This is a genomic window from Trueperaceae bacterium (genome assembly GCA_019454765.1).
GTDB lineage: Bacteria > Deinococcota > Deinococci > Deinococcales > Trueperaceae > JAAYYF01.
This window is the reverse complement of the sequence record JACFNR010000056.1, coordinates 1-13,621: the sequence shown is the minus strand read 5'-3', so window position 1 is coordinate 13,621 and position 13,621 is coordinate 1. Positions and strand designations below refer to the sequence as shown.

Genomic DNA, 13,621 nt, shown 5'->3' with positions numbered 1-13,621 from the left:
TCACTCGCGACGTCGCTTGTCACCTGGATGCCGGTCCCACCGCCGCCGTCGGCCGCGGCATCGGCCGCGGCCTCTCCGCCCTCGGTGGTGGTGGCGGCGGCGGGGGGCCGCACCTGCGACTTGCGGGCCCGCGGGTGCCAGAAGCTCTCCTCGTCGTCGAACTCGCCGAGGAAGACGTCGACCGACTGCGGGTCGTCGAGGTCGAGCAGGTAGTCGTCGAACGCCGAGGCGAAGCGCGCCGCGCCCTCCTCCAGGTCGAGTTCCGGCTGCGCGGCCATCGCGGCCGCCGCCGCCTCCCTCTCGCCCGTGTCGAGCAGGAACTCGTCGTGCCCGTCGATGAGCAGGTCCTGGTCCTCGGCGCCGGCCGCCTCGGCGACGGCGACCTCGCGCGCCAACACGTCGGCGGCGGAGGCGCGCGGGTCGATGAGCTCGTCGTCGAGGTCATCCTCATGGCGCCCCGCCTCGTCGCCCGGGGCGTGTGCGGCTTCGCGGGGGGCCTCGGCAGCGGGCGCGACCGCGGGGGCGTCCCGGCCTGCGGGAGCGGTCGCGGCGGGGTCGGCGTCGTCGTCGGTTGCCTCCCCGGGTCGCGGCTCGCCCGCCTCGCCGGGACGGCCGGCCGTGGAGGCGCCGTCGCCGACCGCCGCCCGGGCGCGCGGCACGCGCGCCCTTAACACGAGGCCCAGCAAGGCGATCGCCAGGCCCCCTGCCACGAGCCAGAGCCACGGCACGGCCCACACGGGGGGCGTCGGCGCGCGCCGGGGCAACACGCCCTCCTGCAACGCCACCCTCTGTGCCGCCGCGTCGCGAGCGAGCAGGTCGACGACGGGACCGACCTGGGTGCCGGGACCCGAGAACGCCCACGGCGACGGCGCCGGCGCCAGGGGCCGCCAGCCGCTCCTCGAGAACGGGTCGTACACTCCCACTAGGGTCTGCACGGCCACGTCCTCAGGGAGCTCGAACGGCAGGTAGACGACGAGGGTGTTGCCGACGCGCAACACCTCGAGCGGGTGGCGCGGCAGCGCGTCCAGGTCGGGTGCGCCCTTGGGTTCGGTCGTCGTCGGCGCGGCCGCCGGTTGGCCTGTCTCCGGTCCGTCGGCCGGCCGAGTCGTCGCCCCCGCGTCCGCCGGCTGGGTCGTCTCCTGCGCGGCCGGAACGGCCGGCTCCGCGGCCTGAGACTGCGGTTCCACCGCTGCCTGGTCGACGTAGAAGGCGCCGTCGCTCGTCAGGCGCACGGCGTACTGCCAGCCCGTGCCCTGTGGGAAGAGCAGGTCGGGGCCGGGCAGCGTCCGGTCCGGTCCGCCGGCAACCTCGCCGAGGTAGACGTCGACGATGCTCGGCAGGAACCCATCGAGGGGGAGCTCGGGTTCGTAGGCCGCGCCGGCGGGGGCTGCGGCCGGGTCCGGCGCGGTCCCCGGTTCCGCACCGTCCGCGACGCCTCCGGTCCCCACCTGGCCGAGCGAACCGAGGGTCACGGCCAGGCGGGTGCCGCCCGCGGCGGCGTCGAGCGTCACGCTCTGGAGGTCGAAGACGGCGGCGTCGGCGTAGACGGGGGCCGTGGGGGGCGTGAGGCCGCCGTCGCCGAAGGCGTCGCCGCTGGGGTCGGTCAGGCTGAGCGCGACAAGCGCAAGGACGACGGGCAGGGTCACGCCGCGGCTCCCGGCCGGGCGTGCGCCCGCGCCTCGTTCGAGGTCGAGCGCGCGCTCGCCACCGCGATGTCGGCCAACACGGCCGCGAGCTTGTCGCTGTCGTGTTGCGCCACCGGCCCGCCACCCAGGAGCGGCAGCTCGAGCGTGACCATGCCGGCCGCGGCGAAGCGCGCGGCGGCCGGCGCCACGACCTCCGCCGCCTCGCCCCTATAGCTCTCCACCCGCGCCCTGTCGACGGGCGCCGAGTTGAGGAGGACGATGTCCGGCGGACGCACGCCGTGGCGCTCGAGCGCCGCCACGTGATCGAAGGCGTCGAAGCCGTCCGTCTCGCCGGCCTCCGTCATGATGTTGCAGACGTAGACGAGCCGCGCGGCGCTCCTGTTCACGGCGGCGAGGACCGACGGCACGAGCAGCGGCGGGATGGTGCTCGAGAACAGGCTGCCGGGGCCCAGCACGATGAGGTCGGCGGCGAGCACGGCGCGCTCCACCTCGGGCAGGCCGCGCGGTTCCGCCGGCTCCGTCGCGAGGGCCCGCACGGCCCCCGGCACGGCGCGGAGGCTGGTCTCGCCGCGCACGAGCTCGCCGCTCTCCTTCTCGACCAGCAGGGTCACCGGCTCCGCCGTGGCGGGGTAGACGCTGCCGGAGAGGGCGAGCAGGCGGTTCATTAGCCTGAGCGCGTTGCCGAAGTCGCCCTCGACCTCCGTGACCGTGGTTATCAGCAGGTTACCGAAGGTGTGGCCGTCGAGCTCCCGCCCCCGCGCGAAGCGGTACTGGAGGAGCCGGGCCAGCTCGGACTCGTTGTCGGAGAGGGCGGCAAGGCAGTCGGTGAGGTCGCCGGGGGCGGGCATGTCGAAGGCCTGCCGCAACCGCCCGGAGCTGCCACCGTCGTCGCTCACCGCCACCACCGCGGTCAGGTTGGAGGTGTGCTTGCGCAGGCCGCGCAGGAGGTTCGAGAGGCCGCTGCCGCCGCCGATGCCCACCACCCGCGGCCCCTTCGCAAGCGCGACCTTGCGGTGGAGCAGCCGCACGGCGTCGTCAGGGTGCGGCAGCCAGTTCGACAGGAGCGAGCGGTTGAGGCGCCCGACCGCCACCACCACCAGCCCGAGCCCGAGCAGCGCCACGCCGGTGGTCGCCCAGCCGCCGAACCGGCTCCAGGGGCCCGAGCGCAGGGCGCTCTCGATGGGCCCTGCCAGTTGCGCCCTGTCGGCGTCGAAGGCCCATAGGCCCCAACCGACGGCGCCGAGGACGAGGAGGATGCCGCCGCTGATGGCGAGCAGCAGGTGCCGCTTGACCCCCATGCCGGGCGCCAGCCACAGTCGAATCCGCTTGAGGCCGTCCCAGTTGCCGTTCACCGCGCCCGCTCCCCCTCGGGACGGTGTTCGGCCAGCGCGGCCGCCAGGTCGCGGTGCTGCGCCTGGGTGCGGTAGGCGCCCGCCAGGTCGTGGCTGAGGCGCTCCACCACGGCGACCGAGCGGTGCTGACCGCCGGTGCAGCCGACGGCGACGGCGTAGTTGCTGCGACCCGTGCTCTCGGCGAGGAAGGCGAGCGACCTGACGAGCACCCGGATCTGGTGGTAGAGCTCGAGCGCCTCCGGCGTGAAGACGTAGCGCTGGACCTCGGCGTCCGTGCCTGGCAGGGGCCGCAACGCCTCCGAGTAGTAGGGGTTGGGCATGCCGCGCACGTCGAGGACCACGTCCACGTCCGTCGGGATGCCGCGCTTGAACCCGAAGGAGAGGAGCCTCAGTAGCGGACCGGCACCGCCGGAGAAGCGGTCCCACAGTAGCTGCGTGAGCGCCCTGGCGCTGGTCGAGGTGGTGTCGATGACGTCGTCGGCGAGCGCGCGCAGCGCCCCGAGCGCCTGGCGCTCGGCCGCCAGGTCGGCGGTGAGCGTGCCGGTGGACACGGGATGGGCGCGGCGCGTGAAGTTGTAGCGCTTCACGAGCACCTCGTCGGAGGCGTCGAGGAAGAGGAGACGCGGCGCGCGACCCTGCGCCTGCAACTGCCTCAGCGCCTCCGGCGCGTCGCCAAGGTAGGCGCGGGCCCTGATGTCGATGCTGATGCAGATGCCCTTCCACTCGCCGGCGACGCTCGCCACGAACTGGGGCCACAGGGCGGGCGGCAGGTTGTCGACGGTGTAGAAGCCGATGTCCTCGAGCGCGTGCAGCGCGGTCGTCTTGCCGGCGCCGCTGAGGCCCGTGAGGATGACCAGCGGCATGGCGTCGGCGGTGGTGCCGCCTCGAGCGGGCGCCGCGCCCGTCCGGGGGGTCGTCACGGCGTCTCCTCCGCGAACTCGCAGGCCACCAGCAGGTCGCCCTGTTCCACGATGGCCACGTTACCCACGTGGGTGAGGAGGCGGCCCGGACAGATCACGTAGCGGGCGTCGCCTACCCTCTGCGCCACGAAGTGGACGCCGCCTTGCACCACCTCCTCGAAGCGCGCGGTGCTCGGACCCGCGAGCGGCGGGATGGGGCCAACGCCCTGGATCACCCGCCAGCGCGTGCCGTCGTGCACGACGCGGGCGTCGCGCCCGGCCACCTTGACGGCGAAGGCGGGCACGGCGCCCGGGTCGTTGACGGGTCCCCACTCCGCCGGCTTGCGGAACCCCACCACGCTCGAGGTGCACGCGTGCACCAGCGCGCCCGGCGTGAACTCCACGACGGCGGCCTCCCGGACCACGCGCGGAGCCAGGGCCGCCGCCATGGCCTCGGCCGCGGCCCGGTCGGTGAAGCAGCCCAACCGCACCCGCACGAACTGCAGGCCGTCTTGCATGGCGAACTCGGTGTAGGCGTCGAAGGAGCGTTGCCGCAGGTCCTCGACCACGAGTTGCGCCTCGCGGTAGTCGCGCAGCGCGACGGTCTGCACCGCCCACGCCTCGGCCGCCGCCCAGTGGGCGGGCGTCAGGGCGACGAGCGCCATGAGCGGCAAGAGCCGCCTCGTCACGCCGCCGCTCGCCGCACGGAACTCCCGAGGTTGCCGAGGATGCGGAGCCCGACCGCCTGGCTCTTCTCGGGGTGGAACTGGGTGGCGTGCAGGTTGCCGGCGGAGAAGGCCGACATGAACTCGACGCCCGCGTAGGTCGTCGTGGCGCCGGCGAGGGCGGTCGGTGCGACCACGTCGGCGTAGTAGGAGTTGGCGAAGTAGACGTGGGAGCCGGGTGCCACGCCGCGCAGGAGGGGCGAATCGCCCCTCGGCGTCAACTGGTTCCAACCCATCTGCGGCACGGTCGCCGCGCCGGCAGGGAAGCGCCGCACCCACCCGGCGACGAGGCCGAGGCCCGGCTCGCCCGGCGCCTCGTCGGAACCGTCGAGCAGTAGCTGCAGCCCCACGCAGATGCCGAGGAACGGCCGGCCGGCCGCGACGTGGGCGCGCACCAACTTCTCGAAGCCCGACGTGCGGAAGGCGCGCGCGACCTGACCGAAGTGACCCTGGCCGGGTAGGACGAGCAGATCACAGGAGCCGACGGCGGCGGGGTCGGCCACGACGCGCGGCGCGAGCCCGGCGACGGCGAGGGCGCGCTCGATGCTGCGCAGGTTGCCGGCGCCGTAGTCGATGACCACCGTCGTCACAGGAGCCCCTTGGTGGAGGGCAGCTCGTCGTGGGTCAGCCGGGCCGCGTCGCGCAGGGCCCGCGCGAACGCCTTCATGACGGCCTCGCAGGCGTGATGCGTCTCGTCGGCCTGGAGGAGGCGGACGTGGATGGTGGCGCCCGCGTGGTTGGCGAAGCCGCGCAGGAACTCGCGCAGGTGGTAGGCGTTGAAGCCTCCGGCGTCGCCAACGAGACCGCCGGGCTCGAACGTGAGGTGCGGCCTCCCCGACAGGTCGAGGACGACGTGCGCCAGCGTCTCGTCCATGGGGACGAAGGCGCTGCCGTACCGCTCCACGCCGCGCCGGTCGCCGAGCGCCTGCGCCACGGCCTGCCCGAGCACGATGCCGCAGTCCTCCGCCAGGTGGTGCACGTCGACGTGGAGGTCGCCGCGCGCCTCGACGGCGAGCCGCAGACGGCCGTGACGCACGAGCATGGCGAGCAGGTGGTCCAGGAAGCCGTGGCCCGTGGTCGCGCCGCTCTCGGCGTCGGGCCGGGAGTCGAGGTCCAGGCTCAGCCTGATGCTCGTCTCGGTGGTCTCGCGGGTCACGTCGGCGGTGCGGCTCATCGGGGTCCTCCGGTGCTGGGCGCGGCGGCGTCCGCCCCGGCCTCCAGGGCGGAGCGGCAGGCGGCCAGGAAGGTGTCGTTCTCTGCGGCGGTGCCCACGGAGACCCGCAGGCAGCCGGCCGCTCCGGGCAGGTGATCCTGGCGCCTGACCACCACGCCGGCGCGCAGCAGCGCGGCGTGCAGCGCCGCCGGGTCGGGGGCGCGGAAGAGCACGAAGTTCGTCCGCGACGGGAAGGGCTCGAGTCCCGGGAGCGCGGCGAGCCGCTCCGTCAGCCTGGCACGCTCCCGCGCGACGTGCGCCACGCGCTCGGTGACCAGCGCCGGCTCGTCCAGGAGCACCTCGGCCACGGTGAGTTGCCAGAGGTCGAGGCTGAACGGCAGGAGGGCCTTGCGCAGCTCGCGCGCCACCTCGGGGTGAGCGAGGGCGTACCCCACCCGCGCCCCCGCCAGCCCCAGCGCCTTGCTGAACGTCCGCAGGCTCACGGCGTGAGGGTGGCGCGCCACGAGCTCCGTCAGGTGGCCGCCGGCGAACTCCGCGTAGGCCTCGTCGAGGACGGCCAGCGTGCCGCTCGCGGCGGCCTCGAGGAGCGGGGCCACCTCGTGAGCTCCGAACAGGTTGCCCGTGGGCGCAGCCGGGTTGGCGAGGAAGAAGGCGCCGTCGCCCTCCGCCAGGACGGCGCGCAGCGCCTCGACGGGCAGGGCGAAGCGGGGGCCGAGCGGCACCTCCACCAACTCGGCGTCCAGCAGGCGCGCCTGCGTGGCGTAGACGGCGAAGGTCGGGGCGACGGTGACGACGCGTCGTCCCAGCGCGGCCACGACGGTGAGCGCCTGGATGAGCGTGTTGGAGCCGTTGCCCACCACGACGCCGTCCGGGTCCCAGCCGGCGTGCTCGGCGAGGCGCGCCTCCAGCCGGGTGGGGGTGAGGTCGGGGTAGCGGTTCCAGGCGCCGTCCGCCAGGCGCTTCACGACGCGGGCCTTCAGCGTGGCCGGGACGTCGTCGGGGCTCTCGTTCTGGTCGAGCTTGACCGGCTCCGCGTGGGGCGTGAAGCGGTACGGGGCGAGCGCCTTGACGGCGTTCCTTATCGTCATGCGTCCCATGCTAGCGCGCGCGGCGCGGGGCGCCGCGCGGGGCGCCGGTCGGCTGCGCGGCGGCGGGCCGGTCAGGCCGCGGGCGCTAGTCGCCTCACTGGCCCATGCGGGCGCGCACGTCGCTGATGAGCCCGTCAGTCATCGCCTGCAGGCTGGGGTCGAGGCGCCCGGCCTCCGTGAACTCCGCGATCGAGTCGTCGTAACGCTGGATGGCGTAGTAGACGATGCCGAGGTTCAGGTGGGCCTGGGCGTTCTCCGGGTTGCCGGCCACCGCCCGCCGCAGGTAGTCGAGCGCCTTGTCGAAGCGGCCCAGCTCGATCTGGGCGTAACCCATGTTGTTCAGGACGATGTCGGAGTCCGGGTAGGTCGTGAGGGCCGCCTCGTAGCTCTCGATGGCGCCGCGCGTGTCGCCCACGAACTGGCGGGCGTAACCGAGGTAGAAGGCCGCCAGGCCCGTCTTCTGGGAGGCGAGGGAGCGTTCGAACGCGCCCGCGGCCGCCGCGTAGTCCCTGACGTCGAGGGCGTAGAGCCCTTGCTGGAACGCGACGCCCGCCTCCTCGTCGAAGGTGACGTCGGCCCCGCCGGTCAGCTGCTGCTGCTCCGCCAGTAGCTCGAGGCTGCGCTTGGCGAGCGGCTGGTCGCTCTGCAGCTCGAGGGCCCGCTCGAGGGCCTGCCGCCCTTCGCCGAGGCGTCCGACGCGCACGAGCGCCGTGCCGTAGAGGGCCTGCAGCTCGGCGTCGTCGGGCCGGGCGTCCGCCATGGGCGCCAGTAGTTCGAGCGCGCCGCCGGCGCGGCCGGCCGCGAGGTAGAGCTCGGCCAGGCTGCGGTCGACATCGGCGCCCTCCCCGCGGAGCGCCTCGAAGGTGCGCCTGGCGCCCTCGAGGTCGCCGCGGCGCGCCTGCGCGACGGCCAAGAGGTTGCCGATGCCGACGTCGCCTTGGTGCTGGGTGTACAGGGGCCCGAGGAGCGCTTCGGCCTCCTCGGCCCTGCCGCTCTGCAAGAGGATGTCGGCCTGGGCCACGACGAGGTCGGTGCTGTCCGGGTAGAGCGCTCGCGCGTCCGCTACCAGGGCCAGCGCCTGGGTGGCGTAGGCGGAGGGGAGGAGTCGCGCGAGGGAGTAGAGCCCGGCCGAGCGGGCGAGCGGTTCGGCCACCGCCTGCTGGAGGTAGGCGAGCGCGTCGCCGGGGGCACCGCCGTCTATGAGGAGCTGCATGACGGAGCGGCGCAGGAGCACCGACTCCGGCGCGTAGCTCTCCGCCCGCCGCAAGGTCTGGAGGGCCCGCTGCGAGTCCGACTGGCGGTCCGCCAGCCTCACGTAGGCGTCGACGAAGCGGGGGTAGGCGGCGATGGCCGCCTGCAGGTCGGTGGTCGGGTCGTGAGCGGGCTCGTTCGCCGCCGCCTCGACCCCCGCGCGGCCCGCCAGGGCCACGGCGTGAGCCGGGTTGACAGCGAGCGCGGCGGCGAAGGCGGCGCCGGCGCGGGCCTGGTCGTCGGCCGCGTCGAACACGATCCCGGCGGTCGCCTGGACCTCCGCGTCGTCGGGCGCCAGCTGCACGGCGTCGGCGGCCGCCGCGGCGGCGCCGGCCAGGTCGCCGGCGAGCGCCAGCACGCGCGCGTACTCGACCCGCACCCAGCCGGAACCGGGGTCGAGGTCGGTGGCAGTCTGCAGGTCGGCGGGGCGGGCGCCGGGCAGGCCGGAGGCGGCCAGGCCGGTGGGCTGGAGGCTCGCCACGGAGGGCGTTCCCGCGGCGGCGGCGGCGACGAGCGCCAGGGCATCCGCGCCCACGTCCGGCAGCACGGTCCGGGCGACCGCGTCCGCGGCCGCGGCGGTCAGTTCCGCGGGGGTGGCGCCCTGCACCGTGAGCGGCTTGACCGCGCCGCCGATGGCGACGTTGATGGTGGCGGTCACGCCGCCGCCGCCGGTCCCCACGCGGCCGGTGACGACGGCGTTGGCGTCGAAGAGCCGCCCGACGGTGGCGGGCACGTCGACCTGCGCCGCCGCGGCCTTGTTGGCCACGAGGGCGGCGTCGCCGACCGGCGGGACGTAGACGCCGGCAAGCTGGTTGAGGGCGTGCTGCAGCGCGGTCGGTAGCCCGAGCTGGTACGGCGACACGGCCGCGTCGGTGTCGAACGGCAGGACCACCAGGCGGGTCACCGCCCCGGTGGACTGGGCAGCCGCGGGGGCCTGTAGCAGCGTGAGGGCCGCTGCCAGCGCGGCCGTGGCGAGTAGGCGTCGAGACATCACGGCGGAGTATACCCAGGCATGTGTGAGAATGCCCATCGCCGCGCGGCCGTGGCGCGCCGCTGCGCGCGTCACAGACGGAAGCCGGAGGGCAGGAGCGCCGCGACGCTCGTGCGCACCAGCCCGCCGGCCTCGCTGACGAGGTAGACGCTCGCCTCGGGCGCGAACTCGTAAAGCACCTGCCGGCAGGCGCCGCAGGGCGTGGCCGGCTCCGGCGAGGACGAGACGACCACCAGCTCCGTGAACTCCCGCTCCCCGGCGCTGACCATCGCCTGCACCGCCGACTGCTCCGCGCAGCGCGTGAGGCCGAAGCTGGCGTTCTCGACGTTGGCACCGGCGAAGACGTGGCCGGCGGTCGTCCTAAGGGCCGCGCCGACCGGGAAGCGGGAGTACGGCACGTAGGCGTTGGCGTGCGCGGCCCAGGCCGCCTCGAGCAGGTCGGCGGGGACGCCGGCGGGTCCGCGTGCGGTGTCGGTCACTCAGCCACCTCCCATGGCAGCGGTCAACGTGGCGACGAGCGGCGGCCCGATGACGACTAGGCCGACGAGCAGCGCCGCGGCCGCCGCCACGAGCACGGCGGCGGCCGCCAGGTCCTTCACGGCCGCCGCCAGGGCGTGACGCTCGGGGTGCACGAGGTCGACCAGGCCCTCCACGGCGCTGTTCACGAGCTCGAGCGCGAGCACGAGGCCGGTCATGGCCAGCACCGGCACCACGTCGGCGCCCGTCCACCAGCAGAGCACGAGCGCGCCCACCGCGAGGCCGACCTCCACCCTGAAGTTGGGCTGGTCGCGCCAGGCCAGTCGGAGCCCGGCCGCGGCGAACGCGAACGAGCGCGTCACCTTGGCGGCGTTCACGGCGCGACCCCGGCGGCCCGGGCGAGCGCGAGGATGCGCTCCTGGGCGGCGTGGAACGGGCGCCACGCGGCGGCGTCGGCGTGATCCAGCCCCGTCAGGTGAGTGACGCCGTGGGCTGTCAACACGAGCACCTCGGCGAGGGTGGAGTGGCCGTGCTCGCGCGCCTGACGCTCGGCCGTGTCGATGCTCACGAGGACGTCGCCCAGTTGCGGCACCTCGGGGAACCAGGCGCCGTCGGGCTCGAAGGTGGGGTAGGAGAGGACGTCGGTGGGACCCTCGACCCCGCGGTCGGCCAGGTTGCGCGCCGCCATGGCCGCGTCGTCGAGCAGCACGAGGGTGAGTTCACGGTCGACCAGGCCGGCGTCCACGAGGAACCCTTCCGTCACGCGCCGCAGGTCGTCAGTTCGAGGGAACCGTCTGGTCTCGTCCAAGACCTCTACTCTTGCCACCCTTGCCGCCCTCCGTCTCCGTGGCGTTGCCGCTTCGCGCGCGCCGCAGGCTCTTGACCTCCTCGGCGCTGGGGTAGTTGATGCGCCTGTGGAGGATGGCCGTGAGCATCCGCTGGAAGGTGGCGGCGATCACCTCCAGGTCCTTGAAGGTCAGGGGCGTCTCGTCGAGCTGGCCGTCCTGGAGCCGCTGCTGGATGAGGCGGTCGACGAGGGAGCGGATGCTGGTGGGGGTGGGGTCGGTGAGGGTCCGCGACGCCGACTCCACCGCGTCGGCCAGCATCAGTATGCCGGTCTCCTTCGAGCGCGGCTTCGGGCCCGGGTAGCGGAAGTTGAGCTCCTCCACCTGCCCCTCGTCGAGCGCCCGCTTGTAGAAGTAGCTGAGGACCGTGGTGCCGTGGTGTTCGGCCACGAACTGCTCGAGCTCTTCCGGCATGCGGTGCTCGTGGAGCAGTTCGAGGCCGTCGCGCACGTGGCTCGTGATGATGAGGTAGGAGAGGTGGGGGCTGATGCGGTCGTGGGGGTTGTCGCCGGAGAACTGGTTCTCGACGAAGAAGCCGGGGCGCTTGATCTTGCCGACGTCGTGATAGAGGGCGCCGACGCGCGCCAGCAGGTCGTTGCCGCCCACGTTCTTGGTGGCCTGGTCGACCAGGTTGGAGATGATGAGGCTGTGCTGGTAGGTGCCGGGCGCCTCGGTGATGAGCCGCTGCAGCAGCGGCTGGCTGGGGCTGGAGAGCTCGGTGAGCCTGAAGTCGGTCAGGAAGCCGAAGCCGCCCTCGGCGATGGGCAGCAGCCCGAGCGCGAGCACGCCCGCCAGCACGCCGCCGCCCACGAGGAGGAGGGCGCCGACCGCCAGTGCGCCCGTCGTCATGCCGCCGCCGAGCAGCACGAGCGCCACCAGCGCCACCGCGGCGGTTAGGCCGCCCACGGCGCCGGCGAGCAGCAGGGTGAGGCGGCTCGCGAAGTTCCGGACCATGGCCGCGGCGATCGACCCGCCTATCAGCGTGGTCGCCACGGCCGCCAGGGGGGCGGCGGGCACCATGAGCCCCATGACCAGGGCCAGCCAGGCGGCCCACGGGACGGCCACGCGCGCGCCGAGGAGGGCGGCGACCACGAGTGGCACGAGGAGCGCGAACAGGAAGTTGGCGGAGACGTCGAGCGCCAGCCGCTGTAGCCCCAGCGTGCCGAGCGTCAGCGCCATCAGGAAGGCCACCTTGCGGAACGTCATCACGCGCACGAGCTGCGCGCGGGCCACGAGGAGGGGGGCGACGAGCATGATGGTGAGCAGCAGGACGCCGACCACGATCCAGGCCGTCTGCGAGGCGGCCTCGGCGCGGGCGCTGTAGAGGCCGAGGAGGTCGAGGACGCGCAGCTGGTCCTCGGTCAGCGGTTGGCCGGCGTGCACGAGGACCTGCCCCGATTCGAGCGACTGCATGACGGGCGGGACGGCGGCCGCGGCCGCGTCGCGGGCGACCTGGGTGAGGCGGTCGTTGGGGACGGAGTTGGCGGCCAGGCGCCGGTCGAGCACCAGTCGCGTCTCGCGCTGGCGGTCGGGCGGGGCGAGGGCCGTCACCTCGTCGATGAACGCCTGCAGTTCCGCCGCGCGCACCCCTTGAGGCGCCTGGTAACGGCTGATGACGGCGTCGACCACCGGCGCGGGCAGCCCGGAGGCGGTGACCGCCGCCAGGACCAGGGTGGTGACCTGCAGGTCGCTCGTGTAGACGGGTTCGATCTGCGCCCGCGCGGCCTGGCGTTCGCGCTGGGTGGCGATGGGGTCGACGACCTGGGTATCGACGGGGGCGACGAACGTCTGTGGGCTGGCCTCGCCCACCCGCAACGGCGTGCGTTGACGCGTGCCGTAGACGCTATAGAGGAGCAGGCCGAAGGCGGTGGCCGTGAGGAGCGCCAGGAGCCAGTAGCGGCCCCGCGAGGGCCCGGCCAGACGCCTAGGCGTGCCGCTCATACGCCAGCACGATCTGCGCCACCAGTGGGTGACGGACGACGTCGGCCTTCGTGAAGTGTTGGAAGACGATGCCGTCGATGCCCTGGAGGATGGCGAGCGCTGTAGACAGACCACTCTGTATCGAGGTCGGGAGGTCCGTCTGCGTCGTGTCGCCTGTCACGACGACCTTGCTGTTGAACCCCATGCGCGTGAGGAACATCTTCATCTGCTCCGGCGTGGTGTTCTGCGCCTCGTCGAGGATGATGAAGGCGTCGTTCAGCGTCCTGCCACGCATGAACGCCAAGGGCGCCACCTCGATGGTGCCCTGCTCGAGGAGGCGCTCGGCCTTGTCGGCCGGCAGCATGTCGTGCAGCGCGTCGTAGAGGGGCCTAAGGTAGGGGTCGATCTTCGCCTGCAGGTCGCCGGGCAGGAACCCGAGCCGCTCGCCCGCCTCGACCGCCGGCCGCGTCAGGACGATGCGCTTCACGCGGTTGGCGACGAGGCTCTCGACGGCCATGGCCACGGCCAGGTAGGTCTTGCCCGTCCCGGCGGGTCCGAGCCCGAACGTGATGGGGTTGTTGGCGATGGCGTTGACGTAGCGCCGTTGCCCGGCCGTCTTGGGCCGGGTGCGGCCCGGCAGCCGCGCCGCGGGCGCCTCCGGCAGCGCGCCACCCACGCCCGGCCCCGCGCCCTCCAGCGTCTCGACGGCGCCGTCGACGCCGCCGTCGAGCTCGGGCTCGTACGAGTCGTCCAGGTCGCCGAACGCGATCTCGGCCAGGCTCACCTCGCCCCCTTGACGGATGGTGCTGAGCAGGTGGCGGAACGCCCGCTCCGCCTCGGCCACCTCGGCCGGGTCGCCGCTCAGCCGCAGCTCGTCGCCGCGCGCCACCACCTTGGCCCGCAACCGCGACCGCATCAACTTAAGGTTCTCGTCGTTCTGCCCGTAGAGCGACAGCGCCTCCGCCGGACTACGCAACTTCAGCGTCATTGATGTCGTGATCTTGCCCTCCTGAGCCGCCTGGCGGCGACGGGTTCCGACAGGATCTCATGCCACATCATCCCCCGCACCAGGTCGTCGCGTCCCGTCTTGAGGAGCGCCTCCGCCGCCGCGGCGTCGACCACGCCGGGGGCGGGGTTCAGTCTAGCCGTTGCCCCGGGACCGGGTCGTCGCGCGCCGGCCGCCACGGCCGCCGGGTCGAGGCCGCGACGCCCGCGCGGCAGCCTGGTCACCTGCAGCGGCGCCGCCTCAGGCG

At 74.0% G+C, this 13,621-nt stretch carries 14 protein-coding genes; all 14 read right to left on the bottom strand.

Features of this window, described 5'->3' with window-relative positions:
* On the bottom strand, positions 1–1,646 hold a 1,646-nt coding region (locus tag H3C53_12205), incomplete at its 3' end, for a hypothetical protein (protein MBW7917427.1).
* Positions 1,643–2,998, bottom strand: a complete 1,356-nt coding sequence (gene yvcK / locus H3C53_12200; protein MBW7917426.1) for a uridine diphosphate-N-acetylglucosamine-binding protein YvcK — start codon at positions 2,996–2,998, stop codon at positions 1,643–1,645. The genes H3C53_12205 and yvcK, both read right to left, overlap by 4 nt.
* The gene (rapZ, locus tag H3C53_12195) at positions 2,995–3,861 is read right to left on the bottom strand and encodes an RNase adapter RapZ (GenBank protein MBW7917425.1); all 867 of its coding nucleotides are present in this window, start codon (positions 3,859–3,861) and stop codon (positions 2,995–2,997) included. Before rapZ ends, yvcK begins: the two co-directional genes overlap by 4 nt.
* Positions 3,862–3,914: 53 nt before the next feature.
* On the bottom strand, positions 3,915–4,586 hold the full coding sequence (locus tag H3C53_12190) for an SPOR domain-containing protein (protein MBW7917424.1): 672 nt from the start codon (positions 4,584–4,586) through the stop codon (positions 3,915–3,917).
* On the bottom strand, positions 4,583–5,212 hold the full coding sequence (gene hisH / locus H3C53_12185; GenBank protein MBW7917423.1) for an imidazole glycerol phosphate synthase subunit HisH: 630 nt from the start codon (positions 5,210–5,212) through the stop codon (positions 4,583–4,585). Before hisH ends, H3C53_12190 begins: the two co-directional genes overlap by 4 nt.
* The gene (hisB, locus tag H3C53_12180; protein ID MBW7917422.1) at positions 5,209–5,796 is read right to left on the bottom strand and encodes an imidazoleglycerol-phosphate dehydratase HisB; all 588 of its coding nucleotides are present in this window, start codon (positions 5,794–5,796) and stop codon (positions 5,209–5,211) included. The genes hisH and hisB overlap by 4 nt, the downstream gene beginning before the upstream one ends.
* Positions 5,793–6,884, bottom strand: a complete 1,092-nt coding sequence (gene hisC, locus H3C53_12175; GenBank protein ID MBW7917421.1) for a histidinol-phosphate transaminase — start codon at positions 6,882–6,884, stop codon at positions 5,793–5,795. Before hisC ends, hisB begins: the two co-directional genes overlap by 4 nt.
* A gap of 94 nt (positions 6,885–6,978) precedes the next feature.
* Positions 6,979–9,126 carry a tetratricopeptide repeat protein gene (locus H3C53_12170; GenBank protein MBW7917420.1) on the bottom strand — a complete coding sequence of 716 codons (2,148 nt, stop codon included), beginning with the start codon at positions 9,124–9,126 and terminating at the stop codon, positions 6,979–6,981.
* A 71-nt stretch (positions 9,127–9,197) separates the two neighbouring features.
* Positions 9,198–9,605 carry a cytidine deaminase gene (cdd, locus tag H3C53_12165; GenBank protein ID MBW7917419.1) on the bottom strand — a complete coding sequence of 136 codons (408 nt, stop codon included), beginning with the start codon at positions 9,603–9,605 and terminating at the stop codon, positions 9,198–9,200.
* Complete coding sequence (locus tag H3C53_12160; protein ID MBW7917418.1) at positions 9,606–9,965, bottom strand: diacylglycerol kinase; 360 nt, start codon at positions 9,963–9,965, stop codon at positions 9,606–9,608. It abuts the gene before it with no gap.
* 11 nt (positions 9,966–9,976) lie between these two features.
* Positions 9,977–10,411, bottom strand: coding sequence for an rRNA maturation RNase YbeY (gene ybeY, locus H3C53_12155; GenBank protein MBW7917417.1), 435 nt, complete (start codon positions 10,409–10,411; stop codon positions 9,977–9,979).
* Complete coding sequence (locus tag H3C53_12150) at positions 10,380–12,389, bottom strand: HDIG domain-containing protein (protein MBW7917416.1); 2,010 nt, start codon at positions 12,387–12,389, stop codon at positions 10,380–10,382. The genes ybeY and H3C53_12150 overlap by 32 nt, the downstream gene beginning before the upstream one ends.
* Positions 12,373–13,356, bottom strand: coding sequence for a PhoH family protein (locus tag H3C53_12145; protein ID MBW7917415.1), 984 nt, complete (start codon positions 13,354–13,356; stop codon positions 12,373–12,375). The genes H3C53_12150 and H3C53_12145 overlap by 17 nt, the downstream gene beginning before the upstream one ends.
* Positions 13,353–13,598 carry a hypothetical protein gene (locus H3C53_12140; GenBank protein ID MBW7917414.1) on the bottom strand — a complete coding sequence of 82 codons (246 nt, stop codon included), beginning with the start codon at positions 13,596–13,598 and terminating at the stop codon, positions 13,353–13,355. The genes H3C53_12145 and H3C53_12140 overlap by 4 nt, the downstream gene beginning before the upstream one ends.
* Between the last annotated feature and the right edge of the window lie 23 nt (positions 13,599–13,621).

Coding starts and splice junctions, on each gene's coding strand:
- rapZ (MBW7917425.1), bottom strand. CDS start 3,861: ATGCCGCTGGTCATCCTCACGGGCCTCAGCGGCGCCGGCAAGACGACC.
- H3C53_12170 (MBW7917420.1), bottom strand. CDS start 9,126: ATGTCTCGACGCCTACTCGCCACGGCCGCGCTGGCAGCGGCCCTCACG.
- H3C53_12145 (MBW7917415.1), bottom strand. CDS start 13,356: ATGACGCTGAAGTTGCGTAGTCCGGCGGAGGCGCTGTCGCTCTACGGG.
- hisC (MBW7917421.1), bottom strand. CDS start 6,884: ATGACGATAAGGAACGCCGTCAAGGCGCTCGCCCCGTACCGCTTCACG.
- hisB (MBW7917422.1), bottom strand. CDS start 5,796: ATGAGCCGCACCGCCGACGTGACCCGCGAGACCACCGAGACGAGCATC.
- H3C53_12150 (MBW7917416.1), bottom strand. CDS start 12,389: ATGAGCGGCACGCCTAGGCGTCTGGCCGGGCCCTCGCGGGGCCGCTAC.